Annotated in this window: 25 protein-coding genes; 20 read left to right on the top strand and 5 right to left on the bottom strand. The window is 71.5% G+C overall.

The genetic code is table 11. From position 1 onward, the window contains the following. Positions 1 to 97 precede the first annotated feature (97 nt). The 5 genes from AB0I03_RS04935 to AB0I03_RS04915 all read left to right on the top strand — a co-directional run bounded on the left by AB0I03_RS04935 (position 98) and on the right by AB0I03_RS04915 (position 4,992). The gene (locus AB0I03_RS04935; RefSeq protein ID WP_360406536.1) at positions 98 to 1,969 is read left to right on the top strand and encodes a hypothetical protein; all 1,872 of its coding nucleotides are present in this window, start codon (positions 98 to 100) and stop codon (positions 1,967 to 1,969) included. 62 nt (positions 1,970 to 2,031) lie between these two features. Next, entirely contained in the window at positions 2,032 to 2,220 is a 189-nt protein-coding gene (locus tag AB0I03_RS04930; RefSeq protein WP_360406533.1) for a hypothetical protein, read from the top strand. A gap of 104 nt (positions 2,221 to 2,324) precedes the next feature. Further along, entirely contained in the window at positions 2,325 to 2,963 is a 639-nt protein-coding gene (locus tag AB0I03_RS04925) for a class I SAM-dependent methyltransferase (RefSeq protein ID WP_360406530.1), read from the top strand. 284 nt (positions 2,964 to 3,247) lie between these two features. After that, positions 3,248 to 4,396, top strand: coding sequence for a class I SAM-dependent methyltransferase (locus AB0I03_RS04920; RefSeq protein WP_360406527.1), 1,149 nt, complete (start codon positions 3,248 to 3,250; stop codon positions 4,394 to 4,396). Between the two features lie 32 nt (positions 4,397 to 4,428). Further along, positions 4,429 to 4,992: a 3'-5' exonuclease gene (locus AB0I03_RS04915; protein WP_360406524.1), complete on the top strand. Its 564-nt coding sequence runs from the start codon at positions 4,429 to 4,431 to the stop codon at positions 4,990 to 4,992. A 6-nt stretch (positions 4,993 to 4,998) separates the two neighbouring features. On the opposite strand, the gene AB0I03_RS04910 is transcribed toward AB0I03_RS04915, so the two are convergent. Continuing rightward, positions 4,999 to 5,874: a hypothetical protein gene (locus tag AB0I03_RS04910; protein ID WP_360406521.1), complete on the bottom strand. Its 876-nt coding sequence runs from the start codon at positions 5,872 to 5,874 to the stop codon at positions 4,999 to 5,001. A 67-nt stretch (positions 5,875 to 5,941) separates the two neighbouring features. After that, complete coding sequence (locus AB0I03_RS04905) at positions 5,942 to 6,448, bottom strand: O-acetyl-ADP-ribose deacetylase (protein ID WP_360406518.1); 507 nt, start codon at positions 6,446 to 6,448, stop codon at positions 5,942 to 5,944. Between the two features lie 196 nt (positions 6,449 to 6,644). On the opposite strand from AB0I03_RS04905, the gene AB0I03_RS04900 reads away from it, so the two are divergent. The 12 genes from AB0I03_RS04900 to AB0I03_RS04845 all read left to right on the top strand — a co-directional run bounded on the left by AB0I03_RS04900 (position 6,645) and on the right by AB0I03_RS04845 (position 18,506). Next, on the top strand, positions 6,645 to 7,406 hold the full coding sequence (locus tag AB0I03_RS04900; RefSeq protein ID WP_360406516.1) for a DeoR/GlpR family DNA-binding transcription regulator: 762 nt from the start codon (positions 6,645 to 6,647) through the stop codon (positions 7,404 to 7,406). Then, complete coding sequence (locus tag AB0I03_RS04895) at positions 7,403 to 8,389, top strand: 1-phosphofructokinase family hexose kinase (RefSeq protein ID WP_360406514.1); 987 nt, start codon at positions 7,403 to 7,405, stop codon at positions 8,387 to 8,389. The genes AB0I03_RS04900 and AB0I03_RS04895 overlap by 4 nt, the downstream gene beginning before the upstream one ends. Positions 8,390 to 8,411: 22 nt before the next feature. Continuing rightward, positions 8,412 to 8,861, top strand: coding sequence for a PTS sugar transporter subunit IIA (locus AB0I03_RS04890; RefSeq protein WP_360406511.1), 450 nt, complete (start codon positions 8,412 to 8,414; stop codon positions 8,859 to 8,861). Between the two features lie 43 nt (positions 8,862 to 8,904). Then, entirely contained in the window at positions 8,905 to 10,380 is a 1,476-nt protein-coding gene (locus tag AB0I03_RS04885; protein WP_360406508.1) for a fructose-specific PTS transporter subunit EIIC, read from the top strand. Positions 10,381 to 10,397: 17 nt separating this feature from the next. Continuing rightward, positions 10,398 to 10,667: an HPr family phosphocarrier protein gene (locus AB0I03_RS04880; protein ID WP_360406505.1), complete on the top strand. Its 270-nt coding sequence runs from the start codon at positions 10,398 to 10,400 to the stop codon at positions 10,665 to 10,667. Between the two features lie 9 nt (positions 10,668 to 10,676). Then, a complete protein-coding gene (ptsP, locus tag AB0I03_RS04875; protein WP_360406502.1) occupies positions 10,677 to 12,332 on the top strand; it encodes a phosphoenolpyruvate--protein phosphotransferase in 1,656 nt (551 codons plus the stop codon). A 287-nt stretch (positions 12,333 to 12,619) separates the two neighbouring features. Then, entirely contained in the window at positions 12,620 to 13,825 is a 1,206-nt protein-coding gene (locus AB0I03_RS04870) for an ROK family transcriptional regulator (RefSeq protein ID WP_360406499.1), read from the top strand. A 319-nt stretch (positions 13,826 to 14,144) separates the two neighbouring features. Beyond that, positions 14,145 to 15,440, top strand: coding sequence for an extracellular solute-binding protein (locus AB0I03_RS04865; protein ID WP_360406496.1), 1,296 nt, complete (start codon positions 14,145 to 14,147; stop codon positions 15,438 to 15,440). Positions 15,441 to 15,449: 9 nt separating this feature from the next. Next, positions 15,450 to 16,427, top strand: a complete 978-nt coding sequence (locus tag AB0I03_RS04860) for a sugar ABC transporter permease (protein WP_360406493.1) — start codon at positions 15,450 to 15,452, stop codon at positions 16,425 to 16,427. Between the two features lie 5 nt (positions 16,428 to 16,432). Then, positions 16,433 to 17,308 carry a carbohydrate ABC transporter permease gene (locus AB0I03_RS04855; RefSeq protein ID WP_360406490.1) on the top strand — a complete coding sequence of 292 codons (876 nt, stop codon included), beginning with the start codon at positions 16,433 to 16,435 and terminating at the stop codon, positions 17,306 to 17,308. 152 nt (positions 17,309 to 17,460) lie between these two features. Then, on the top strand, positions 17,461 to 17,847 hold the full coding sequence (locus AB0I03_RS04850) for a DUF4234 domain-containing protein (protein ID WP_360406487.1): 387 nt from the start codon (positions 17,461 to 17,463) through the stop codon (positions 17,845 to 17,847). A 143-nt stretch (positions 17,848 to 17,990) separates the two neighbouring features. Beyond that, complete coding sequence (locus AB0I03_RS04845) at positions 17,991 to 18,506, top strand: adenine phosphoribosyltransferase (RefSeq protein ID WP_360406484.1); 516 nt, start codon at positions 17,991 to 17,993, stop codon at positions 18,504 to 18,506. A gap of 294 nt (positions 18,507 to 18,800) precedes the next feature. Here AB0I03_RS04845 and AB0I03_RS04840 read toward each other — a convergent pair whose 3' ends face one another. Continuing rightward, complete coding sequence (locus AB0I03_RS04840) at positions 18,801 to 19,400, bottom strand: bifunctional 4-hydroxy-2-oxoglutarate aldolase/2-dehydro-3-deoxy-phosphogluconate aldolase (RefSeq protein WP_360406481.1); 600 nt, start codon at positions 19,398 to 19,400, stop codon at positions 18,801 to 18,803. After that, positions 19,397 to 20,311, bottom strand: coding sequence for a sugar kinase (locus tag AB0I03_RS04835; RefSeq protein WP_360406479.1), 915 nt, complete (start codon positions 20,309 to 20,311; stop codon positions 19,397 to 19,399). Before AB0I03_RS04835 ends, AB0I03_RS04840 begins: the two co-directional genes overlap by 4 nt. Positions 20,312 to 20,514: 203 nt before the next feature. Here AB0I03_RS04835 and AB0I03_RS04830 point away from each other — a divergent pair, with 203 nt between their 5' ends. The 3 genes from AB0I03_RS04830 (at position 20,515) to AB0I03_RS04820 (ending at position 23,869) form a co-directional block, all read left to right on the top strand. Beyond that, a complete protein-coding gene (locus AB0I03_RS04830) occupies positions 20,515 to 20,925 on the top strand; it encodes a hypothetical protein (RefSeq protein ID WP_360406476.1) in 411 nt (136 codons plus the stop codon). A 470-nt stretch (positions 20,926 to 21,395) separates the two neighbouring features. Next, entirely contained in the window at positions 21,396 to 23,300 is a 1,905-nt protein-coding gene (locus AB0I03_RS04825) for a DEAD/DEAH box helicase (RefSeq protein ID WP_360406473.1), read from the top strand. After that, the gene (locus tag AB0I03_RS04820) at positions 23,297 to 23,869 is read left to right on the top strand and encodes a hypothetical protein (protein WP_360406470.1); all 573 of its coding nucleotides are present in this window, start codon (positions 23,297 to 23,299) and stop codon (positions 23,867 to 23,869) included. The genes AB0I03_RS04825 and AB0I03_RS04820 overlap by 4 nt, the downstream gene beginning before the upstream one ends. Positions 23,870 to 23,939: 70 nt before the next feature. Here the strand turns inward: AB0I03_RS04820 and AB0I03_RS04815 are convergent, their stop codons facing one another. Next, positions 23,940 to 24,791 (bottom strand): hypothetical protein, encoded by an 852-nt coding sequence (locus tag AB0I03_RS04815; RefSeq protein WP_360406467.1) that lies wholly within the window; start codon positions 24,789 to 24,791, stop codon positions 23,940 to 23,942. Positions 24,792 to 24,886: the final 95 nt, after the last annotated feature.

Below are 24,886 nucleotides of genomic sequence, written 5' to 3'. Positions count from 1 at the left end.
CGCAACCGTCCCTATTGGATTTGGAGGACGACGCCAAGGTGAACTTCAAGTAGCATGTTGCCTCAACGTGGCCGTGAGCTGGACCGTTGGAGGCGCCGTGACGCAGTTCTACCAAGCTTTGCTCCGGGACGGAGGGCCCCGGCTGGGGCCCCGGCTGCGGCGGTGCTTCGCCGCCTGGGCCGGTGTCGAGGACGACGGCGGCCCGGCGTTCGAGCATGCCAAGGGCCGCACCCGCACCGCCCTCGCCGACAACGACCGCTGCGGCCGGTACACCCACGACGGCCCCACCGGCGACGGGCGGCTCCGCACCACCGCCACCTGGGCCGCCGGGCACAAGGGCGCGCCGGGCTGGGTCCGCGTCACCGTCGACGGCGACCTCGACGAGGCCGCGGTGACCGCCCCCGGCTTCATGCCCGCGTTCCTGGCCACCGGCCGGGCCACCGACGGGGCCGTGCCCGTCGAGGCCGGGCCGCTCCTCATCGGCCCCGAAGAGGTCAAGGAGCTCACCGGCTGGCTCGCCCGCCCCGACCGGGGCGTCCCCGTCATCGTCCTCACGGTCGACCGCAGCGACCCGAACCTCGTCGCCGCCTGCGCCGACCACCTCGCCGAGGCCCTCGCGGGCGTCGCCGTCGTCGCCCGCCTCTACGACGCCCGCACCCAGGACGACCTCAACGCCTGGCTCGGGGGCGACCTCAGCGTCTTCGGCGGCGGCCTGCGCACCTACCTGCCCGGCGTGCGCCCGGGGGAGGAGACGTACGCGATGCGCCACCAGCCGCGCGGCGGCGGCGCGATACGCGACCAGGGCGTGCGCTCACTCGAAGTGGTCGTCAAAGGCGTCATCGAGCTCTCCGTCCACCGGCAGGTGCCCACCGAGATACGCCAGACCGAACCGCGGATCGCGCGCATCCTCGCCGGAGCCCTGCCGCCGGACGAACTCCACGCCGCCCCGCCCAGCCCCGCCGCGATAGCCGTCCCCCGCGGACCCCGCATCCCCAGACCCGCCGCACCCACCGAACCGAAGACACTCCCACCGCAACCCGAGGCACCGGATCCGCAGCCCGAACTGACGACCCCGCCCGCACCCGAACCAGAACCCGCGCCCGGACTCGCCGACGACATCGCCGCGAAGCTCGCCGACCGCCTCGACGAGAGCGTCCTCGAAGCGCTCCTCGACACCGCCCGCGGCGGCGACGCCGAGACCACCGCCCTCATCAAGACCATGGCCGCCCACCTCGACGCCCTCACCCGCGCCGTCGAGTCCGCCGGCCTCCTCGCCGCCCGCACGCCCGGCCAAGAGCTCGAACGGCTCCGCCGCCAGTACGACCAGCTCGAACTCGACTACACCGAACTCCAGGAATGCGAACGCAAAGCCCAGGACCGCATCCGCTGGCTCGAGAGCCGCCTCGCCGAGCACGCCGACCCCGTCTACGGCGTCCAGACCGACGCCGACCGGGACGACTGCTGGGAGGCCGAGAGCCTCATGGAGGTCGTCCAGCGCGCCCGGAAGCAGCTGCGCCACCTCGACCTCCCCGACGCCCTCGACACCGAAGTGTCCAAACTCGACGTCATGTACCCGCGCCAGCGCCGCCGCTGGACCGGCCGCACCTGGGACGCCCTGCGCGCCCTCGACGCCTACGCCGCCGCCCGCGCCGACGCCCGCTTCACCGGCGGCTTCTACGACTGGTGCGCCCGACCGCTCCCGGGCGCGCCCGCCATCACCCCGACCATGGTGTCCATGAAGGAGTCCGACTCGGTCTCGGGCAACCCCAAGTTCCATCGCGCCCGGGTCTTCCGCGTCCCCGCCGAGATCGACCCGTCGGGCCGCGTCTACATGCCCTCCCACATCAAACTCCAGCAGGTCGGCTCGCCCGCGCCCCGCATGCACTTCCTCGACGACGCCGGCGGCGCCACCGGCAAGGTCTGGATCGGCTACCTCGGCGACCACCTGCCCAACACGCGGACCAACTGACGCGCCCGGACCCGGCCCCGCCCCTCCCGTAGGCTCGGGGCAACCCCCCGGGAGGAGCCTCGATGGACTTCATGCGCCGCAACGCGAGATGGATCGCACTGGCGGCCCTGCTCGCCATGCTCGCCCCCGTCCTCGCCCAGCTGTTCAACGCCCTGTTCGCGGTCGACACCCTGCTGGTCGCCGTGATCCTGCTGGCCGCCATCGTCATCGGCTTCGCCGTCATGGCCCGCTCCTCCCGCGACGAGGAATGAGCAGCGCCGCCGCAGCCGCTTGGCCCCACCGCCGGGCACGCCTTGACTAGTCTCAGAACCGGGGAGCGCCCGCGACGGCACACCCCGGGATGAGAGGACACTCCATGGCACGCCGCAAGCGCCCCCTGTTCGCCCGCTGGTACCCCGGCGCCGCCGCCCGCCTCGAGGAGCGCGGCCTCGCCGCGCAGCGCGCCCGCCTCCTCGCCCCGCTCGCAGGCCGCGTCCTCGAGATCGGCTGCGGCTTCGGCGCCAACTTCCCCCACTACCCGGACACCGTGACCGAACTGGTCGCCGTCGAACCCGAGGAGCACTTCCGCGACCTCGCCCGCGCCCGCGCCGACGACCTCGGCCTCAAAGCCGCGGTCGTCGAAGGCACCGCCGAAGCACTCCCCGTCGAGTCCGGCTCGTTCGACGCCGTCGTCGCCACCGCCGTGCTCTGCTCGGTCGCGAATCAGGCCGACGCGCTGGCCGAGATCGCCCGCGTGCTCAAACCCGGCGGGACGCTGGTGGGTTTCGAACACGTCGGCTCGCCCGGCCGCGCCCGGTACGCGGCCGAGAAGGTCCTCGACGCCGTGCTCTGGACGCACCTCAACGGCGGCTGCCACCTCTCCCGCGACACGCTCGGCGCGATCCGCGCGGCCGGGTTCGACACCGCCGGCATGAGCGAGGAGCGGTTCGCGTTCCTGCCGTTCCCGGTCTCGCAGAGCCCGCACATCGTCGGCACGGCCCGCAAACCTGCGTAGCCGTCCGACTGGCCGCTTTCCGGCCCGTTCTCACCTGCCGTTCCCGCTCTCGGTGAGCCCGCACCTGATCGGCGCGGCCCGCAGACCCGGTGCGCCGGGTCCTGTGGAAGACTCTGGCGGCAATCGGTGAAAGCGGTGGCAACGACGGTGCAGGTCGACGGGCCCTTTCGCATGTCCGCTGCGGGAGCGGTAGCCGGCCCGCGAGGCCTCGGCCGCTGCGGGGGACCGTCCCGCGCCTCGATCGGAATGCCGCCGCCCGCGCACCTTCGATCACCGGGAGACCCATGGCCGCCATCAGCTGGACCGAAGCCGACGAACCCCGCGCCGCCGCCTGGCACTCCGAGAACGCCACCCCGCCGCCGGCCGAGATCGTCGTCGCCGACGACCGCATGAAGGCCGACACCGCGTACCGGCTCGCCGCCAAGGGCACGGCCCTGCTGTGGCGCGGCGACTTCCACAACGCCCGGCAGCTCCTTCGCGCCATGGACCGCCGCATCCGCGAACCGCGCGGACCCCAGCGGACCGCCGCCGAGACGTTCCACCGCCACCGCCAGTACCGCGGCCACCGCGCCAGGGTCCTGGGCCGGCTCATCGTCGTGCTCGGCGACGACTACGCGCTCGACCTGCACCGCGCGCCCGACGTGCGGCAGGCCTGCACCGAGGCGTACGGCCCGCCCGCCCGGCCGGTCGCCGTCGCCTTCACCGAGCTGCAGGGCGTGCTCAGCGCGCACCAGTGGCGTGAGAAAGGCGTCCACGTGCCCGCGCTCGACGCGCGCATCCACCCCCACTACGGCGTGTTCTCACCGATCCGGGGCGAGTACATCGACCTCGTGGCGCGCGCACCGCTGCCCGACCGGACCGGCACCGCCGCCGACCGCATCGCCTTCGACTGCACCGCCTTCGACCTCGGCACCGGCACGGGCGTGCTCGCCGCGGTCCTGGCCCGCCGCGGCTTCGACCGGGTCGTGGCCACCGACATCAACCCGCGCGCGCTCGCCTGCGCCCGCGACAACGCCGAACGGCTCGGCCTCGCCGACCGCATCGAAGCGACCGGCACCGGCCTCTACCCGGACGGTCGCGCCGACCTCGTCGTCTGCAACCCGCCCTGGCTGCCCGGCCGTCCCGTCTCCGCCGTCGAAGGCGGCGTCTACGACCCCGACGCCGCCATGCTCAACGGCTTCCTCACCGGCCTCGCCGAGCACCTGCGACCGGGCGGCGAAGGCTGGCTCGTCCTCTCCGACCTCGCCGAGCACCTCGGCCTGCGCACCCGCACCGACCTCCTGGACGCCGTCGCCGGCGCGGGACTCACCGTCGCAGGGCGACTGGAGACGCTCCCGACCCACCCCGGGACCGAGCGCAGCCCCGACCTCCTCGCCGACTCCCGCCGCAGGGAAGTGACCTCGCTCTGGCGCCTGCGGCCCCAAACCGGTTGAGCCCCATGGCCGCGCCCGCCTACGCTGCACGCATGGAAGCACCCCGGAACCTGCTCAACGTGGTCGACGTCGAGGCGACCTGCTGGCAGGGCCCGCCGCCGCCCGGCGCGGTCAACGAGATCATCGAGATCGGCCTCACCGTCGTCGACCTCGACGCGCGAGTGCGCCTCGCCAAGCACCGCATCCTGGTGCGGCCCGAGCGGTCCCAGGTCAGCGCCTTCTGCACCGAACTCACCGGCCTCACCCAAGCAGAGGTCGACACCGGCGTCGCGTTCGCCGAAGCCTGCCGCCTCCTGGTCGACGAGCACCGCGCGGACTCGCGGTCGTGGGCGAGCTGGGGCGACTACGACCGCAAGCAGTTCGAGCGCCAATGCCAGGCGACCGGCGCCCGCTACCCGTTCGGGGCGCGGCACGTCAACGCGAAACTGCGCTTCACCGAGGCCAGGGGACTGCGCCGCAGGCCCGGCATGGCCCAGGCACTCCAGATCGCGGGCCTGCCGCTGGAGGGCCGCCACCACAGCGGCGCCGACGACGCCTGGAACATCGCCGCCGTCGTCCTCGACCTCGCCGGCAAAGGCGAGTGGCCCCAGGCCTGAGCGCGCCTACGCGATCCGGCCGTACGCCGCGAGCGTGGCGAGCGTGGACCGGGTCAGGAAGCCGCCCCACTCGTGGGCGACCAGCGGCGTCCACATCGGGAAGTTGGGCACCCAGCCGCCGTCGGCGCCCTGGGTCTCGACGAGACGGTCGAGGTGGCGGCCGATCTCCTCGTCGCTGAACAGGCCGCGCGCCAGGGATTCGGGCGTCGGGGCCAGATCGAGCGGCGAGTGGGTGTGCCCGGGCTCGTCGGGGTCCAGGGCCGCGCTGGCGCGCAGCGAGGGCCCGAGTCGGTCGAACTCGCTCCTGGCCCGGTCGCTGTCGGGGACGCGTTCGAGGAAGGCCAGCACGCACATCGCGTCGTAGGCGCCGACCTCGTCCAGGTCGGCGATCGCCCGCCAGCAGAACTCGGTGGCCGACTCCAGCCAGGGGTGCTTCACGTGGTGGGAGTGGAGGAGCCCGGCGATCGGCGCGGTCGGGTTCAGCGCCGCCGGGGGCGGCTCGCCCTGCGGCTGCCACCAGGGGCCGCGTTCGTCGCCGAGGACGCTCGGCAGCACCCACGGCACGCCGCCCTCCGCCGTGCTGTTCGCTTCGAGCCAGGCGCACGCCGCCAGCACGATGGCCTCGTCGAACGCGCCGACGTCGTCGAGCGCCCACAGTGCGACCTCGGCGCCCTGCGGCTGGCTGCCGGTGCCGCGCAGGTCCGGTTCGATGGCGTGGCCGAAGCCGCCGTCAGGGTTCTGGTAGGCGCGCACGGCGTGCGTCACGGCGCCGGCCGGGCCGCCGTGGAAGCGGTTCGCGAAGCGGGCCCGGTCGATGAGGCGGGCGTTGAGGATCAAGTACCGTTCGGCGGCGGCGAACGCGTCCTGGCTGAGCGTCTTCATGTGCGGGCCCCTTCTGGCGAGTGATGCGCGCCCGACCGTACCGGCCGGGTGCGACAGTCAGGCGGTTTCAGCCCAGCGCGTCCCGGAAGGCCGCGAGCAGCTCCTCCGTGAACAGGACGAACCTGACGTCTGCGACGCTCGCCGCGGCGTCGCGCACGGCGGCGACGGCGATCGCGGCGGCCGACTCGGCGGGCCACCCGTATACCCCGGCCGAGACCGCGGGAAACGCGATCGAGTCGGCCCCGAGCCGGTCGGCGAGGGCGAGGGATTCGCGGTAGCAGGAGGCGAGGAGCGCACTGCGGTCCTCGGTCGGGGAGTAGACGGGGCCGACGGTGTGGATCACCCATTGGGCCGGGAGCCGCCCGGCGGTGGTCGCGACGGCCTGCCCGGTCGCCAGCCCTTTCCCGTAGTGCCCGCGGCGCAGCTCCTGGCACTCCTGGAGGATCGCGGGTCCGCCGGCGCGGTGGATCGCGCCGTCCACGCCGCCGCCGCCGAGGAGCGACGAGTTCGCGGCGTTGACGATCGCGTCCACATGCTGCTTCGTGATGTCGCCGCTGAGGATCTGGATGCCCATGCCCCATGCAAACACGCCGGGGCCGCGTGCAGTGCGGGGCCCGCCGTTTCGACGCCCGGAGGCGGGCGCGGCAGTAACGTTCGAGGTCAGAGGCTTTATGCAGTCGTGATGCGCTGAGGCCGCCGCAACGCGTTGACAATGCCACAAGCAACCATGTATAACCAAGTAAATCCAAATGAAACGGGGGTGAAACCACATGTTCGCGGAAGAGCGACAGCAGCGGATCGCCGAACGTGCGCGCACCGCGGGCCGCGTGGACGTCGCCGCGCTGGCGGCCGAGTACGAGGTCACCACCGAGACGATCCGGCGCGACCTCACCGCCCTCGAGCGCCAGGGCGTCGTCAAGAAGGTCCACGGCGGCGCGATCCCGTTGGAGCGCATGGGTTTCGAGCCCACCGTGGCGGCCCGCGACGCCGTGCAGACCGCGGCCAAGGAGCGCATCGCCGAGGCCGCGCTCGCCGAGGTCCCCGATGAAGGCGCGATCCTCCTCGACGCCGGCACCACCACCGCCCGGATCGCCCAGGCCCTCCCGCACGACCGTGAACTCACCGTCGTCACCAACGACGTCCTCATCGCCTCCCTCCTCGCGGCGAAGCCCCGCCTCACCGTCCTCATCGTCGGCGGGAAAGTGCGCCGCCGCACCATGGCCGCCGTCGACGACTGGGCGCTGCGCGCCCTCGCCGAGACCTACGTCGACGTCGCCTTCATGGGCGCCAACGGCATCAGCGTGGAGCGCGGTCTGACCACACCGGACACCGGCGAGGCCGCCGTCAAGCGCGCCATGATCGGCGCCGCCCGCAAGACCGTCGTCGTCGCCGACCACACGAAGGCCGGCAACGACTGCCTCGCCCGCTTCGGCACCCTCGACCAGGTCGACGTGCTCGTCACCGACACCGGACTCGACGACGGCCTCGCCGCCGACTTCGAGGCCGCGGACCTGAAAGTGGTGCGCGCATGATCGTCACCGTCACCGCCAACCCGAGCCTGGACCGGACGATCGAGGTCGACCGGCTCCGGCGCGGCGAAGTGCAGCGCGCCAAAGGCGACCGGGTCGACCCGGGCGGCAAGGGCGTCAACGTCTCCCGCGCGCTCGTCGCGAACGGCCACGCCACCCGGGCCGTCCTCATCAGCGGCGGCCACGCCGGCACCGAACTGCTCGACCTCCTGGCCGAGGCCGGCGTCCCGATCATCGAAGTGCCCGTCTCCCTGGGGATCCGCTCGAACCTCACCCTCGCCGAGGCCGACGGCACCGTCACCAAGCTCAACGAGTCCGGGCCGGTCCTGCGGGCCGAGGAGATCGAAGAGCTGCTCGACGCCGCCATCGGGGCGCCGCCGAACTACGCCCTGCTGACGCCTTCGAGCAGCATCGACCGGCCGACCGCCTGGATCGCCGGGTGCGGGAGCCTGCCGCCGGGCGTCGGCGCCGACTTCTACGCCGAACTGGTCGAACGCGCCCGCGCCGCCGGTGCGGCCACGGTCATCGACTCCTCCGGCGCGGCACTGGAAGCGTGCCTGCCCTCCCGGCCCGACCTCGTCAAACCCAATCTCGAAGAACTCGCCGAGGCCGCCCGCACGCCGATCACGACCATGGGCGACGCCGTCGCCGCCGCCGAGGCGCTGCGCGCCGCCGGTGCCGGAGCGGTCCTCGCCTCGCTCGGCGCGGACGGCGCGATCCTCGTCGCCGACGAAGGCGTCTGGCACGCGAAGGCCCCGCTCGCCGGGCCGCTCGCGAGCACCGTCGGCGCCGGCGACGCCGCCCTCGCGGGCTTCCTCGCCGCGGGAGGCCGCGGCCCCGACGCGCTCGCGGCCGCCGTCGCCTGGGGCACCGCCGCCGTGTCGCTGCCCGGCAGCATCATGCCCGGCCCGCAGGACATCGACCTCGACGCCGTCCAAGTCACCCGCAGCCCGGACGCCAGTCTCGTCCTGAGCGCACACCGCTGAGCCGAACCGAAGGAGCACCGCCATGTCCGATCTCATCACCGCCGATCTGATCGACCTCGACCTCACCGGGGCCGACCGCCACGAGGCCACCGCGAAACTCGCGCGCCTCCTCGCCGCCGCCGGGCGCGTCACCGACACCGAGGGATTCCTCGCCGACGTGCGCGCCCGCGAAGAGCAGATGCCCACCGGCATCGAAGGCGGCATCGGCATCCCGCACGCCCGCAGCGCCCACGTCACCACCCCGAGCCTGGCCTTCGGCCGCGCCGCCGCAGGCATCGACTTCGGCTCCGAGGACGGCCCCGCCGACCTCGTGTTCCTCATCGCCGCACCGGAAGGCGGCGGCTCGGAGCACATGACCATCCTCGCGTCCCTGGCGCGCAAACTCGTCCACGCCGATTTCAAGACCGCCCTGCGCGACGCCCCCGACGCCGAAGCGGTCGCCGCGCTCATCAAGCAGCACCTGCCCGGCTAGACCGCCATCGAGAAACCTGCCCAATGAAGAAGGTGCACGAACAATGAAGCTCGTAGCCGTAACCTCATGCCCCACGGGCATCGCCCACACGTACATGGCCGCCGAAGCGATCGAGCAGGCCGCCGTCGCCGCCGGGCACGAGATCCACGTCGAGACGCAGGGCGCCGCAGGCGCCGAAGCCCTCGACCCGGCCGTGATCGCCGCAGCCGACGCCGTCATCTTCGCCGCCGACGTGGACGTCCGCGACAAGGACCGCTTCGCCGGGAAGCCCCTGGTCTCCGGCCCGGTCAAGCGCGGCATCAACCACGCCGCCGAGATGGTCGCCGAAGCCGTCGAGAAGGCCGAGACCGCACCGGCGACCGGCACGCCCGCAGCCGCCGTGCCCGCCGCACCGGCCGGACCGAAGCTCGGCCCCGGCGCGAAACTCCGCCTCTGGCTCATGACCGGCGTGTCCTACATGCTGCCGTTCGTCGCCGCCGGCGGCATCCTCATCGCCCTCGCGTTCGTCATCGGCGGGGCCGAGATCGCCAACAAGGTCAACGGCGGCGAGTTCGAAGGCGTCACCTACGAGGCCATCGCCGACCCGACCCAGATCCTCAACCAGGCCGGGATCGCCGGCCTCATGTTCTACATCGGCGGACTCGCGTTCTCCATGCTCGTGCCGATCCTGGCCGGATTCATCGCCTTCGGCATGGCCGACCGCATGGGCATCGCGCCCGGCGTCGTCGGCGGCCTCATCGCCGTCGCCGTGGGCGCGGGCTTCCTCGGCGGCCTCGTCGCGGGCCTCCTCGCCGGCGCGATCGTCATGGCGCTCAAGCTCATCAAGGCCAACCAGGCGTTCCAGGGCATCCTGCGGATCGTCGTGATCCCGCTCGTGTCCGTGTTCACGGTCGGCTTCGTCATGCTCGTGGTCGTCGGCAAGCCCATCGCCGAAGCCCAGTCCTGGCTCACCGACTGGCTCGCCGGGCTCTCCGGCGTCAACGCGGTCCTGCTCGGCCTCCTGCTCGGCGCCATGATGGGCTTCGACCTCGGCGGCCCGGTCAACAAGGTCGCCTACCTGTTCGGCGTCGGCGCACTCGCCAGCGGCGACTACACGGTCATGGCCGCCGTCATGGCCGCGGGCATGGTCCCGCCGCTCGGCCTCGCGCTCGCGACGGTCATTCGCGGCAAGCTCTTCACGCAGGCCGAACGCCAGTCCGGCAAGGCCGCATGGCTGCTGGGCGCCTCCTTCATCACCGAAGGCGCGATCCCATTCGCCGCCGCCGACCCGCTGCGCGTCATCCCGTCCACCGTGATCGGCGGCGCCGTCGCCGGAGCCGTCTCGATGGCCGTCGACGCCAGTCTGCGCGCCCCGCACGGCGGCATCTGGGTCATCGGCCTCATCGGCAACCCGCTCGGCTTCATCGTCGCCCTGCTCGCCGGGACCGCAGCCACCTGCCTGTGCGTCATCGCGCTCAAGACCGCCTGGCGGTCCGCGGCGGCCACGGCCGCCGACGAAGCCGCCATGCCCGTCATCTGATCGAGGAAGGAACCGAGATGCCAGAACGCCGCGTCACCATCGCCTCCGCCGTGGGCCTCCACGCCCGCCCGGCCAAGCTGTTCGCGAAACTCGCCGCAGCCCAGCCCGCGAAGGTCCACATCGCCAAAGAGGGCCAGGAGCCGGTAGACGCCCGCTCGCTGCTCATGCTCCTCACCTTGGACGCCAAAGGCGGCGACGAAGTCGTGCTCACCGCCGAGGGCGACGGCGCCGAAGACGCCCTCGACGCCCTCGCCGCCGAACTGCAGACCGACCGCGACGCCGAGTGAGGAACAGCCGTGACCGCTGAGATGACCGGCATCGGCGTGAGCCCGGGCGCCGTGTACGCACCCGTCGCCCGGCTCGCACCCGTGCCGGCGCCGCCCGCCGACACCGGGCCCGAGCCCGACCCCGCCGCCGCACTCGAGAAGGCACGGGCCGCACTCGAAGCGGTCGCGTCCGACCTCGACGAACGCGCCGAGGCCGCCACCGGGACCACCGCCGACATCCTCGACGCCCTGTCGATGATGCCGCGCGACCCCGCGCTCGCCGACCAGGTCGAGCAGGCGCTGGCAAAGGGACGGTCGACGCCCCACGCCGTCATCGACGCGTACGGCTTCTTCCGGTCCGCGCTCGAGACCGCCGGCGGATACCTGGGTGAACGCGCCGCCGACCTCGACGACCTGCGCGACCGCACCATCGCCGTGCTGCTCGGCAGGCCCATGCCGGGCCTGCCCGACCCCGGGCACCCGTTCGTACTGGTGGCCAAGGACCTCGCCCCCGCCGACACCGCCGCGCTCGACCCGGCCAAAGTGGCCGCGATCATCACCGAGCAGGGCGGACCGACGAGCCACACCGCGATCCTCGCCAAATCCATGGGCCTGCCCGCCGTCGTCGCCTGCCCGGCCGCCGCCGCACTGGCGGACGGCACCGAGGTCCTGGTCGACGGCGGCACGGGCCTCATCGTCTCCGACCCCGAACCGGGCCGGGTCCGCCGCGTCCTCGACGCCGAAGCCCGGCGCGCCGCGGCCCTCGCGTCCAGCCGCGGACCGGGACGCACCGCCGACGGCCACGCCGTGCAGCTCCTGGTCAACCTCGGCTCGCCGGCCGACCTCGCGGCCGCCGCCGCGACCGACAGCGAAGGCGTGGGCCTCTTCCGCACCGAGTTCCTGTTCCTCGACCGCGAGACCGCACCCGCAGTGGACGATCAGATCGAGGTCTACGGGCAGGTGTTCGCCGCGTTCTCCGGCCGCAAGGTCGTCGTCCGCACCCTCGACGCCGGCGCGGACAAGCCGCTCGCGTTCGTCGACCACGGGGACGAGCCCAACCCGGCGCTCGGCGTGCGCGGCATCCGCCTCGCCCGCACCGAAGCCGGCGCGGTCCTCCTGGACGACCAGCTCACCGCGATCGCCGCCGCCGCGGCGAAGCACGCCGCCGACGTGTGGGTGATGGCCCCGATGGTCGCGACCCCCGCCGAGGCCGCCGCGTTCGCCGACCAGTGCCGCGCCCACGGTCTCCCCACGGCCGGCACCATGATCGAAGTCCCGGCCGCGGCACTGCGCGCCTCCCGGATCCTCGAAGGCTGCGACTTCGCCAGCCTGGGCACCAACGACCTCGGCCAGTACACGCTCGCCGCCGACCGCATGAACGGCGCGCTCGCCGAACTGCTCGACCCGTGGCAGCCCGCACTGCTCGACCTTGTGAGCCTCGCCGCCGAAGCCGGGCGCGAGGCCGAGAAACCGGTCGGGGTGTGCGGCGAGGCCGCGAGCGACCCGCTGCTCGCGTGCGTCCTCGTCGGACTCGGCGTCACGAGCCTGTCCATGGCACCGGGCGCGGTCGCGGCCGTCCGCGCCGAACTCTCCGCACGCACCCTCGCGGACTGCGCCGGCATGGCCGCCGAAGCCCTGCACGCCAACGACGGCGCCGAAGCCCGCCGCGCGGTCGCCGCCTACTGACCCCCGCGCGCCGGCGGGGGAGACGCCGACGAGTCGGCGCGCCGCGCCGTCGGCGTCAGCCGGGCCGTGCTCGTTGCGTTCCATTGCGCGTTTTCATGTAGTACGTGACATGCCACCCTGCTGCCGCGGTGGCCGACCGATCCGGCCACGCGCCGGTACATGACATGTGACGTATTACCAATGACCGGTTGGCAAGCGCACTGCCTGCGGAATTATCGCCCCTGGAGCAACCGCACCCTTCATCTAACCCATTTACAAAGGCGGCATTCGGGCCGTACCATGCATCCATGAAGTCCACCTCGCGCGACATCCGCCTCCGCAACTGCTTCGCAGTGCTCCGGCACCTGATCGCGGACGCCCCCACCTCCCGCCAGATCCTCGCCCGCGAGACCGACCTCAGCGTCGCCACCGTCTCCAACCTGGTGACCGACCTGATCGAACTCGGCGTGGTCGTAGAGGTGGGCCGCGAGGACTCCGGCGGCGGCAGGCCCCGCGCCCTGCTCGCACCCAACGCCGGCGGCGGCGTCATGATCGGCGTCGACGTCGCCGAGACCTACGTGTACCTCGAGGTCTACGACCTCACCCTCGCCGTCGTCGACCGCGTCGAAGAGCGCATGGAACCCAGCGAGAACGCCCCCGAGCAGGTCATCGGCCACATCGCCTCGGCCATGGACCAGATCCGCGAACGCCTCGGCGACCGCGCCGTCCTCGGCCTCGGCGTCAGCCTCCCCGGCCAGGTCGACGTCACCTGGGGCGTCTCCGGCTTCGCCCCCAACTGGAACTGGCACGACGTCCCCTTCCGCAAGCTCCTCGCCGACCGCCTCCAACTCGGCGTCCCCATCTACCTCGACAACCCCCTCAAGACCATCACCGTCGGCGAACTCTGGTTCGGCGACGGCCGCGGCGTCGACCGCCTCGCCGTCCTCATCCTCGGCACCGGCGTCGGCGCCGGCCTCGCCTTCGGCGGCCAGCTCTACCGCGGCGCCACCAACTCCGCAGGGGAGTGGGGCCACACCACCATCAACCCCGCCGGCCCCCAATGCCGCTGCGGCGCAAAAGGATGCATCGAAGCCTACGTCGGCGCACCCGCGATCCTCTGGCACTGGGGCCAGCTCGACGGCCGCGCCGCCGTCGGCTCCCAGACCGAGGCCATGGCCGCCCTCGCCGCCGCCTGGGAAGCCGGTGAGACCACCGCCGTCCGCACCGTCGAGACCGTCGCCGAATACCTGGCCGCCGGCGTCGCCAACCTCCTCAACCTCTTCAACCCCGACCTGGTGGTCTTCGACGGCTGGGTCACCAGCGTCCTCGGCGACGCCCTCGTCCCCGAATTCGAACGCCGCCTCGCCGACCACGCCATGGAGGCGCCCCTCAAGGCCGCCCGCCTCAAGCGCAACGGCCAGGACCGCAACATGGTCGCCCTCGGCGCCGCCGCGCTGGCGCTCGAAGGCCACCTGAACCGCCTGAACACGGTCGGCTCCCGCAGCCGCCGCTGATCACGGCGCCGTCAAGTGACGGCGGCGATTTCGCGACGGCGAACGCTCGCCACTGTGAGTCCAGCGCCCCGGCACGGCAATGCCGCCGGGCGCTGTTCGCGCTGCTCAGCAACGTGTTCGCGCGGCGCCCGCGCCGCCTGCAACCGCTGTCACTGAGCGCAAATCGTTATCCGAACACTTACTCCAACCCATTGACAAAGTGGGTGGCGCTCGTAACACTGGGAGGCGAATCGGCGGAAGTCGATTCTCCGCTGCGGCATCGATCCGGAAGCCGCGCGGGAGCCCTTCCGACCTCTCAATGTAGCGAGGAGCTAAAGCGATGGTTGCCTCACGCAACAACAACCCTTCAAAGAAAGCGTTCGCCGAGTTCATGATGAACCGCCGGCGCATGCTCGCGCTCGGCGGCATGACCGCCGGCGCCGGCGCCCTGGCCGCCTGCGGCGGCAACACCGGCCGCGAGGACGGGGGCGACGGCGTCTCCCTGCTGCAGTGGTACCACGAGTACGGCGAGGCCGGCACCCAGGAAGCGGCCAAGGGGTACGCCGCGGACTACAAGGACGCCAACGTCACGGTCGAGTGGATCCCCGGCGACTACGACGCGGCACTGGCCTCGGGGCTGCTGACCGACGACGCACCCGACGTGTTCGAGAGCCACCTCAACCGCGGCATGGTCGAGGCCGGCCAGGTGGTGCCGCTCGACGACATCATCGCGGACGTCATCGACGACATTCCCGAGGGCGACCTGCTGCGGAACACGATCGACGGCACCGTCTACGGCATCAACATGATCGACGACCCGCAGTACATCGTGTACCGCCCCAGCCTCTTCGCGGACGCGGGCATCACCGCACCGCCCACGACCTTCGAAGAGCTGATCGCGATCGCCGCGGAGCTGACCACCAGCGACGTCAAGGGCATCGACTTCGGCGCGGCCGGCGGCACCGACCGCCTCGGCCAGCACATGATCAACAGCCTCGGCCTGTCGTTCATCGGCGCCGACATGCAGGCCGGGTTCAACGACCCGCGAATGGCCGAAGGCGCCCTGCTGGTCAAGCAGCTCAACGACTCCGGCTCGCTCCTGCTCGGCGCGCCCACCGACTGGTGGGACCCCTCGTCGATGATCCAGGGCCTCACGGCGATGTCGTGGACGGGACTGTGGACCATGCCGGCGCTCCTGGAGAACCTCGGCGACGACATCGGCATCTTCCCGTGCCCGGGCTTCGTCGGCGGGACCCCGACCGTCTTCAACGGCGGCTGGGCGACCTTCGTCAACGCGAACAGCAAGAACGTCGACGCGGCCAAGGCGTTCACGAAGTGGCTCTGGGTCGACAACACCGAGGCGATCCTCGACTGGTGCCTGAGCTACGGCTTCCACATCCCCTCGCGGCTCTCGCTGCGGGAGCAGGCCGACCAGTTGAGCTCCGGCCCGGCCGCCGAGGCCGTGGCCATCTCCGAGGAGTACGGCTGGGCCGAGAACCCGGACTGGACCCCGGCGATGAACACCGCCGTCAACGACATGCTCAGCAACATCGCCATCGAGGGCAACGACCCCGAGGCCGAACTGGCCAAGGCCGTCGAGACGGTCAACACCGAACTCGACGGCATCTTCGGGTAGGGGAACACGATGGCCGTCACCGACAAGACGGCCGATCCGGCTCCGGCGGCAGCGGGGACGTCACGACGCCCTCGCCGCCGCCGCACGTTCGGCGGCCGCACCCTCGCCTTCTGGTACTTCGTCGGGCCGTTCCTGCTCGGCCTGCTCATCTTCACGTACATCCCGGTGGGCTGGTCCGCCTACCTGTCGCTCTTCGACGCGCGCAACACCGTCACGCCCACGTCCGACGACTTCGTCGGCTTCGACAACTACGTCACCATGCTCGGCAACGAGGACTTCCGGCGGAGCCTCATCACCTTCACCGTCTTCGCGGCGATCATCGTGCCGATCACGTTCGCCTCGTCGCTCGGACTCGCGCTGGCGGTCAACAAGGTCCGCATCATGCGGGCGTTCTTCCGCTCGGTGTTCTTCCTGCCGTTCGCCTGCTCGTACGTGGTGGCGTCGCTGGTGTGGAAGATGTCGATCTTCGCCGGGGTGCGCTACGGCATGGCCAACACCGTGCTGGGCTGGTTCGGGATCGAGAACATCCCCTGGCTGTTCGGGAACGACCCGCCGTGGTTCTGGCTGGTCATCGCCACGCTCCGCCTCTGGATCCAGTGCGGCTTCTACATGATCCTGTTCATCGCCGCGCTCCAGCAGATTCCCGAGCACCTCTACGAGGCCGCCTACATGGACGGTGCGAAGCCCGGCTGGCAGACCTTCTGGCACATCACGCTGCCGCACCTGCGGGCCTCCTCGGTGGCGGTGCTGATGCTGGTGCTCATCGCGGCCTACCAGGCCTTCGACGAGTTCTGGAACCTGCTGCCCAACTCCGGGAACGTCCCGTATGCCCGGACCCCGCTGATCTACCTGTTCCACACCTCGCTGGGGACGAGCCAGGACCTGGGCCGCGGCTCGGCAGGAGCGCTCATCCTGGCGCTCCTGATCGCGATCGTGACCCTCTTCCAGGGCAAGCTCCTGGGCTTCGGCAAACCGGAAGGACGGTGACCGGCATGGTGTCCACGCAGAACCGGCCGAAACCGGTCGGGTACCGGCCGGGCGTCGGCTCGCGGGCCTCGCGGGTCGTCAACTTCATCGGGCTGTGCCTGATCGCAGCGCTCTTCCTGATCCCGTTCTACCTGATCGTGCGCAACGCCTTGTCCACCACAGAGGACATCACGGCGCCGGGATGGATGTGGTTCCCCACGGACATCCAGTGGGGCAACTTCACCGAGCTGTTCAACGACGAGAAGGTGCCGATGGCGCGGAGCCTCCTCAACTCCGCCATGGTCTCCGTGCTCACGACCGTCGGCACGCTGTTCCTGTGCACGACGGCCGGCTACGGCCTCGCCCGCATTCCGTACCGCCACGCCGACAAGGTGTTCTACGCGATCCTGGCGACGCTCATGGTGCCCAGCGCGATCACGTTCCTGCCGAGCTTCGTGATGGTCTCCAGCCTCGGCTGGGTCTCGGACCTGCGGGGCCTGATCATCCCGACGCTGTTCAACGGGTTCGTCGCGTTCCTGTGCCGGCAGTACTTCCTGAGCTTCCCCAAGGAGCTCGAGGAGGCCGCCAGAGTGGACGGACTGGGGTACTGGGGTTCGTTCTGGCGCATCGTCATTCCCAACTCGAAGGGCTTCCTCGCCGCGATCGCGGTGATCACTTTTGTGACGTCCTGGAACTCGTTCCTGTGGCCGCTGGTCATCGGGCGCTCGTCCGACTCTTGGACCGTGCAGGTCGCATTGTCGACATTCCTGACCTCGCAGACGGTGAACCTGCCGCAGTTGTTCATGGCCGCGGCCGTGGCGATCCTGCCGCTGGTGTTCGTGTTCCTGTTCCTGCAGCGCTTCCTGGTGCAGGGCGTGGCGCAGACGGGGCTCAAGGGGTGAGGTGAAGCGTCGCCTCGCTCCACAGGCGACGCTCGAAGGTGTTAATGTGATCCGCACTCAGGTCACAGCGTGCCCAACCGGCCGCGGGTCCCCACCCGCGGCCGTGCGCTTTGGCCGCGCCCGAAAATCCCTTTTGCAAGGAGTCATCCCCAGTGGAAGAACTGAAGATCCGGTCCCCGTTCGGCGTGTGGGGCCTCACCCTCATCAGCTTCGGCATCTACGGCCTGTTCTGGTACGCCAAGACCGCCACCCAGATCAAGGCCGTCAACCCGAACAACCCCAAGAACGTCAGCGGCTCCAGCCTCGTGGTGTGGATGCTGTTCGGCTTCATCACCCTGTACATCGTGCCGATCATCAACTGGTTCAAGCTCTGCGCCTCCATCAAGGCCGAGCAGCAGGCCGCCGGCCTGACCCCCACGTTCAACACCGGCGTGGCCACCCTCCTGTGCTTCCTCGCGGGCACCAACCTCTGCTACATCCAGGCCCAGCAGAACCTGGTCGTCACCGCCGTCCAGGCCCGCCAGAGCGTCCCCGTCTAGGACGCCGCTCGACGTAACTGCACGCGGAGGCGAAGCCCCCGGCCGATGCTTCGGCCGGGGGCTTCGCGGTACGTGACGCGTGATATGCCACTGGGCCGGCGCAGCGGCACCCGGACGGCGCGCGACCGGTTAACCTTGCCGCTGTGGATCTGACCGAATACGTGCCCGTCGTCCCCGACTTCCCCGAACCGGGGGTCGGCTTCCGCGACATCACGCCGCTGCTCGCCGCCCCCGACGCCTTCCGCAACTCGGTCGACCGGCTCCTGGAGGCCTGCGCGGCCCACCCGTACGACGCGATCGCCGCGTTCGACGCCCGCGGCTTCCTCTGGGCCGCCCCGCTCGCCGACCGCACCGGCACGCCGCTCATCCCGATCCGCAAGGCCGGGAAGCTCCCGCGCGCCGCCGCGGTCGAGACCTACCGCGGCGAGTACGCCGAGGTCCGCGTCGAGATGCACAAGGACGCCGTCCGCAAGGGCGACCGGGTGCTCCTGGTCGACGACGTCATCGCCACCGGCGAGTCCATGGCCGCCGGCGTGCGCCTCGTCGAGAGCCTCGGCGGCACCGTCGCCGCATGCGCGGCCCTCCTGGAGATCGCCGCCCTCTCCGGCCGCGACCGCCTCGACGGCTACCCGGTGATCTCGCTCCTGGGCAAACTCTAAGCCCCCAAGCGAATCCGAGCCGCATTCGCCCACGCCCGGACTGTCATACCCGCCTGTCAGGGTGGAACCGGGGGGCCCGCGATACCGGTAGTACGTGACATGTCACATGGCGCCACCGGATGCGTGCTCTCGCGAACCCGCTCGCCGCGGCCGCGGCAACCGGAACGCGCAGCGAGCCGGCGCCATGCCGCATGGCATAGCCCCGATTACAGCAGCCTGCCTCTCGCCCCGGAGCAGGCCGATGGCGCGTGACCGGTGATATGTCACGCGCCATTAGCGTTGCGCAGGTGCCGCTCAGCCGACGAGCTTCGCCAGGTTCGCGGGGTCGGCCAGGGCCGAGCCCATGCCGATGACCGAGGCGCCGGCCTTGAGGTAGGTGTCGATCTCGTCAGGGCCGACACCGCCCGTCGCCACGAACTGCATCTCCGGGAACGGCCCGTGCATCGCCTTGAACCACTCCGGACCGAGCGTCGAGGCCGGGAAGACCTTCACCCACGTGCATCCCAGGTCCCGCGCGAGCCCGACCTCGCTGGCCGTCGCCACGCCCGGCAGGTGCGGCAGCCCGGCCGCGTGCGAGGCCTCCAGCACCGCCGGGTTCAGGCCCGGCGCGATCGTATAGGCCGCGCCTGCCGCGGCGGCACGCTCGACGTGCCCGGCCGAGACCACGGTGCCCGCGCCCACGGCGCGCCCGCTCGAGCCCGCGGCCTTCACTGCGGCGGCCAGCGCCTCCTCCTGTCCGGGCTTGCCGATCGGGACCTCGACCAGGTCGAACCCGGCGTCCCACACGCGCTCGGACAGCTCCACGGTCTCCTCGGCGGGCAGGCCCCGCCAGATCGCCATGACGCGCTGCCCGGCGAAGAGGCGGTCGAAGAATTCGCCTTGATCAAAGGTCACTGGTCCTCCAGGATGGCTCGGACGGTCTCGGGTGGCGGCGGGGGCGCGAGGTCCCCGACGGTCTGGAGGGCGCCGGCGGCGAGCCGGTGGCCCAGCCGCATCGACGCCTCGAGCGAGGCGTTCTGCAAGCGGCCGTAGAGGAATCCGGCGGCGAACGCGTCGCCGGCGCCGACCGGTTCGATCACCTCGACCGGCTCGGCGGGGGAGTAGGCGCTCTTGCCGCCCTCGTACGCGGTGACGCCGTTGCCGCCGTCCTTGACGACGAGCACGCCGGCGCCGGGCAGGAGCTCGCGGACGTCGTCGGCGGTCGCCGTGCCCCACAGGGTCTGGGCCTCGTCGAGTCCGACGAACGCGATGTCGGCCGCGTCGGCGAGGCGCCGCAGGGCCGGCCCGGCGTCGCTCACGGGCCACAGTGCGGGCCGGTAGTTGACGTCGAAGCTCACCAGCGCGGGGTCCAGTGCCCGGTCGATGAGGAGTTCGTCGACGAGTGCGGCGCACGTGTCCGAGAGGACGGGCGTGATGCCGGAGAGGTGCAGGAGGCGCGGCGGTTCGATCTCGGCGAGGTGCCCGGGCCGCATGGTGGAGGCGGCCGAGCCGCGCCGGTAGTAGTGGACGCGGGTGCCGTCGGGGCCGGGGTCCTTGAAGTAGACGCCGGTGGGCCGGTCGGGGTCGGTCTGCACCAGCCCGCAGTCGACGCCGGCCTCGTCGAGGACGTCGCGGATGCGCTGCCCGAGCGGGTCGTCGCCGACCTTGCCGCACCATGCGGCGCGGGCGCCCAGTCGCGCGAGCGCGACGGCGACGTTGGACTCGGCGCCGGCGACGCCCATGTGGAGGTCGACGGCGCCGCGGAGGGGTTCGGCGGCCGCGGGGGCGAGGACGATCATCGACTCGCCCAGGCACAGGACGTCCATGTGGCTCCGTTCGTGTCCGCGCTCGCGTGCGGGGGTCGGCAAGCGGTCGCTTCAGCCTACCGAGTGGAAAACGCATACACACAGGGTGGGCGAGACAGGGCGGCCGCACAGGGCACTGATGGCCCGCGCCGCGTGCCGGTCCCGTGCCCTACGTCCCCGCCCGCGTAGACTTGTGACACAGGCCTCTCACCTTGGAGCCGGAGATGACCGACCTTCGTCTGGTGAAGCTCTTCGCGTGGACGATCGGCGTGCTGATCCTGCTGTGGATGCTCGCCGAGTGCCTCGGCGGCGTGGACGAGACCGACCCCGGCTACCAGGACCTCGACCGCGACACCGAGCAGTTCGCCGCCGACTGCGAGCACGCGTGGCGGGCCTTCGACCTGGCCGCCGAAGCCGACAGCGACAACCTGGACGGCGTGCTCGACCAGATCGACACGATCGGCACCGAGATCGCCGACCCGAATCTCAAGGCGCTCACTTCGGGCTTCGCCCTGCAGGCGCAGCAGATGGTCGCGAACGCGCCGGAGGGCGACGAGGACGCGCTCCAGGAGGCCCAGGCGGCGTTCCGCGACGACGCCTCGCTCGATCTGGCGATGCGCTGCCCGGTGCGGTGAACCTGTCCGAAACCTGGACACCGGTATTGACAGTGTTCGAAATTGCCGTTAGCTTCGACACGTTCGAACATCCTTCTGCGCGAAGGAAGTTCATCCACCTCAATGCGGAGGAACGCGGCACGGCGCGCGAGCGCTGGTCCGCCTGCGCCTCCGCGCGGACTTTGCTCTGGGGTTGACGGGGCGGGACCGCCCGAAAGCGCCCGGGCCGCGTGAGCGCGGCTCCGTGCGGCGACGGCGGTCCCGCCCCGTTCCTGCCGGCGCCGAGCGCCTTACCGTTCCGGGGCGCAGCCCGATAGGCCGGTCCGCACCAGTGCAAGCGTTCGTCTGCATGCGCACACCCGCGACTTGGCATATCACCGGCTAGCTGCGGTTTCACAAGTTCCCAAGCGTCGCGCGCGCACCGCGCGTTTGGGTTCGGGGCCGCGCTTGTGGCAAAATGGCACGTCTGCCGTTGACCCGTAGGAGCCTCGTTGCCACCCAGCGAATTGCACGCCACCTTCCTGCCCGACCACGCCTCCCCGGCCGACGGGCGGCTGCTCTTCTTCGGCGGCGCGCACCCCTGGGCCGCGGTGGCCGAGCTCGGGCTCCCCCCTGGGGACCCGGTGGACGCCGAGCTGTACCTGGACGGCGACCTCGTCGAGGTCGAGGGCGTGGCCATGCCGGTGCGCCCGGTCCTGCCCGCGCTCACCCGGATCGCCTCGCGCCCGGACATCACCGAGTCGGTCGCGATCTGGGCGCGCATCGCGAACGCCGTGGACGACGACAAGTTCGACGACCTCGACCGCATCGCGGGCGAACTGCCCGCCGAAGGGCACTGCGTGCCCCACTCCGAGGGCCACGTCTGGACCGCGAAGGCCCTCGTGGGCGCATTCGTGGAGTCCTTCACCGAGCTGCTGCGCTCCGACTCCGGACTCAACCTGCGGCTCATCACCGCCCAGCACTCCGACCCCGGCGAAGTCCGCGTCAACGCCGACCTGCGCAAATACCAGGCCCACGGCATCGCCTGGCTGGAGGCCGCGGCCGAAGGCGGCGCGGGCGTCATCCTCGCCGACGACATGGGCCTGGGCAAGACCCTCCAGTCGATCGGGCTGCTCGTGCGCCGCGCCGGGAACGCCCCGCACCTCGTCGTCTGCCCGACCTCGCTGGTCGGCAACTGGCAGAGGGAGATCGCCCGCTTCGCGTCCCAGCTGTCCGTGCACCTGCACCACGGCCCGGCCCGCACCAGGGAGCGCCGGCCGCTGACCGAGGCCGACGTAGTCGTCACCTCCTACTCGATCGCGCTGCGCGACATCAAGCTGCTGCGGCAGATCGCGTTCGACACGATCGTCATCGACGAGGCCCAGGCCATCAAGAACCACCGCTCGCGCACCGCCGGCGCCGTCCGCGACCTCACCGGCCGCGTCCGGGTCGCCCTCACCGGTACGCCCGTCGAGAACCACCTCTCGGAACTGTGGTCGATCTCCGAGTTCGTCAACCCCGGGCTCCTCGGCGGCCAGACCGACTTCAAACGCCGCTTCGCCGACCCCATCGAGATCGGCCGCGACCCCGTCTCGGCCGCCACCCTCCGCGCCCGCATCGACCCGGTCGTGCTGCGCCGCATGAAAGAAGACGTGGCCGCCGACCTGCCCCCGAAGATCGAGGCGGTCGTCGCCTGCACCATGACCGACGAGCAGGCCGGCCTGTACAAGGAGGCCATCCGCGAGGCCTTCGACGAGGGCCTGGGCGACGGCATCACCCGCCGCGGCCGCGTCCTCAAACTCCTCACCCGCCTCAAGCAGATCTGCAACCACCCCGCCCAGTACGTGGGCGAGGGCGACGGCGGGCTCGCCGAACGCTCCGGGAAGCTCGACCGGGTCACCGAAATGCTCACCGAAGTCGTCGACGAAGGCGACAAGACCCTGATCTTCACCCAGTACCGGCAGATGGGGGAGCTGCTCTCGCGCCACCTCCACGCCGAACTCGGCGTCGCCGCGCCCTTCCTGCACGGCGGGCTCGACCAGCCCGCCCGCGACCGGCTCGTCGACGAGTTCCAGACCGGCGAGGGACCCGCGATCCTGCTCGTGTCCCTCCGCGCCGGCGGCACCGGCCTCAACCTCACCGGCGCCTCGCACGTCGTCCACTACGACCGCTGGTGGAACCCGGCAGTCGAGGACCAGGCCACCGACCGGGCGCACCGCATCGGCCAGACCCGGACCGTGCACGTCCACAAGCTCGTCACCGCCGGCTCGCTCGAAGAGCGCGTCGACGAACTCCTCCAGCGCAAGCGCGCCATCGCCGACGCCGTGGTCGGCAACGGCGAGGACTGGCTGGGCGACCTCGACGACTCCCAGCTGCGCAAGCTCATCGAACTCGACGACGCCGGAGGCCACCTGTGAGCGACCCGTACGGCCGGACCTGGTGGGGCCGCAAATGGTGGCGCGCCCTGGAGACCATCGGCCTGAACTACCCCGACCAGCGCATCGTCAAGGGCCGCGCCCTCGCCGGGCACGGCGCCGTCACCGGCATGTCCATCGACGCCGGCAGTGTCACCGGCCGCGTCACCGACAACGGCCGGACGTTCGACACCGAGATCCGCATCCCCGTCTACAACGCGTCCGCGTGGGCTGCGGGCATGACCGCGCTGTCCCTCTCGCCCTCATGCGTGGCCGGGCTGCTCGCCGGGCGCCTGCCCAAGCGGATCGACGACGTGCTCGCCGAGACCGGAATGCGCCTGCTGCCCAAGAAGTTCGTCACCGAGGACCACAACCGCATCACCGCGACCTGCCCCTGCGCCGACGCCCGCGAGGTGTGCGCCCACATCATGGCGCTCGCCCTCGTCAGCGCCGCGAAAATGGACGACGACCCGTGGCTGGTCCTCCTCCTGCGCGGCGGTCCCACCCGCGACCTCGCCGGACGCCTGCGCGCGGCCCGCCTCGCGAGCATGGACGCCGCCCAGCCCGTCTGAGCGCGCACCTCGACCGCTCAAAACGCCGAAGCCGGGCCGCGAACGCGGCCCGGCTTCGGCATGGCGCGGATCAGCCCTTGGCGGGCGGGAGGTGCTCGGTGATCCAGGCATCGAGCTGGGCGAGATCGGAAGACGTCTCGATCTCAGTGCGCCGTTCAGCGCTCACCTGGCCTTCGGCTTCGAGCATGCGCAGCAGGATCGCCCTCGCATGACGGACGGCGCCTTCGTCGCGGCCCTTGGTGAGCAACTCCTCGGTGTACTCCGAGTGGTAGAGACGGGCTTCGGTCTTCATCAGTGCCTCCAGCAAGGTCGCAGGCTCCTTGGCCAAAGTAGTGAGCAGGAATTTCGCGTAACCGGCCGCTCGTCCTGGCTCGATGGCACCGAGCCAGCGGTCGAGCGTCGAGACGAACAGTTCGGTCGGGATGGTCTTCGGCTGCCGGCGCATGACCGCCGCGGCTACGGCCGCAGCCGCATTCGGCGGGACCTCGTCGGAACCCAGGTCCGGCATGTTCCCGGGGCCCACGGTCGCCACGGCGACCGTACTGCCCGGGCCCATCGCGATCCCGCGGCGGAACCGCCGCGCGAGCGCATCGGTGCGACACAGCATGAGCAGCACGACCGGGACGCGGTGGTCCTCGAATGCACGGGACAGGTAACCGGGCAACCGGTGGTACTTGTCCTCGCTCCACTCGTTCTGGACCTCGCAGACGACGATCAGCTCCGACCCGTCCGCGAAACCGAGACGAACGACGCCGTCCGCCCGGCGCTCGGTCGGACCCGACGACCCGACCGCACCAGAACGCGTCTCCGCCTTGACGCATCTCGCGCCGCGCGGTCCGCCGGCCAGCGCCAGCATCCACGGCACCGACGCCGGCTCGTCCTGGATCAGCTTCACGAGGATCTCGTGGAACTCTCCTGGCATTGATTCCTCTTTCCAAATCGGGGAATGCACCCGGAAGAACGAGGAACGAACCGGACGGACACGGTCCTGTCGGAAACCTGACAGTCTGGGAGGCA

The organism is Glycomyces sp. NPDC021274 (genome assembly GCF_040641195.1).
GTDB lineage: Bacteria > Actinomycetota > Actinomycetes > Mycobacteriales > Micromonosporaceae > Glycomyces.
This window is presented reverse-complemented; position numbering and strand designations above follow the sequence as displayed.

Excerpts from the sequence above, each read along its gene's own strand:
- AB0I03_RS04930 (WP_360406533.1), top strand. The coding sequence starts at position 2,032 with ATGGACTTCATGCGCCGCAACGCGAGATGGATCGCACTGGCGGCCCTG.
- AB0I03_RS04925 (WP_360406530.1), top strand. The coding sequence starts at position 2,325 with ATGGCACGCCGCAAGCGCCCCCTGTTCGCCCGCTGGTACCCCGGCGCC.
- AB0I03_RS04920 (WP_360406527.1), top strand. The coding sequence starts at position 3,248 with ATGGCCGCCATCAGCTGGACCGAAGCCGACGAACCCCGCGCCGCCGCC.
- AB0I03_RS04915 (WP_360406524.1), top strand. The coding sequence starts at position 4,429 with ATGGAAGCACCCCGGAACCTGCTCAACGTGGTCGACGTCGAGGCGACC.
- AB0I03_RS04910 (WP_360406521.1), bottom strand. The coding sequence starts at position 5,874 with ATGAAGACGCTCAGCCAGGACGCGTTCGCCGCCGCCGAACGGTACTTG.
- AB0I03_RS04905 (WP_360406518.1), bottom strand. The coding sequence starts at position 6,448 with ATGGGCATCCAGATCCTCAGCGGCGACATCACGAAGCAGCATGTGGAC.
- AB0I03_RS04900 (WP_360406516.1), top strand. The coding sequence starts at position 6,645 with ATGTTCGCGGAAGAGCGACAGCAGCGGATCGCCGAACGTGCGCGCACC.
- AB0I03_RS04895 (WP_360406514.1), top strand. The coding sequence starts at position 7,403 with ATGATCGTCACCGTCACCGCCAACCCGAGCCTGGACCGGACGATCGAG.
- AB0I03_RS04890 (WP_360406511.1), top strand. The coding sequence starts at position 8,412 with ATGTCCGATCTCATCACCGCCGATCTGATCGACCTCGACCTCACCGGG.
- AB0I03_RS04885 (WP_360406508.1), top strand. The coding sequence starts at position 8,905 with ATGAAGCTCGTAGCCGTAACCTCATGCCCCACGGGCATCGCCCACACG.
- AB0I03_RS04880 (WP_360406505.1), top strand. The coding sequence starts at position 10,398 with ATGCCAGAACGCCGCGTCACCATCGCCTCCGCCGTGGGCCTCCACGCC.
- AB0I03_RS04870 (WP_360406499.1), top strand. The coding sequence starts at position 12,620 with ATGAAGTCCACCTCGCGCGACATCCGCCTCCGCAACTGCTTCGCAGTG.
- AB0I03_RS04865 (WP_360406496.1), top strand. The coding sequence starts at position 14,145 with ATGGTTGCCTCACGCAACAACAACCCTTCAAAGAAAGCGTTCGCCGAG.
- AB0I03_RS04860 (WP_360406493.1), top strand. The coding sequence starts at position 15,450 with ATGGCCGTCACCGACAAGACGGCCGATCCGGCTCCGGCGGCAGCGGGG.
- AB0I03_RS04855 (WP_360406490.1), top strand. The coding sequence starts at position 16,433 with ATGGTGTCCACGCAGAACCGGCCGAAACCGGTCGGGTACCGGCCGGGC.
- AB0I03_RS04835 (WP_360406479.1), bottom strand. The coding sequence starts at position 20,311 with ATGGACGTCCTGTGCCTGGGCGAGTCGATGATCGTCCTCGCCCCCGCG.
- AB0I03_RS04830 (WP_360406476.1), top strand. The coding sequence starts at position 20,515 with ATGACCGACCTTCGTCTGGTGAAGCTCTTCGCGTGGACGATCGGCGTG.
- AB0I03_RS04815 (WP_360406467.1), bottom strand. The coding sequence starts at position 24,791 with ATGCCAGGAGAGTTCCACGAGATCCTCGTGAAGCTGATCCAGGACGAG.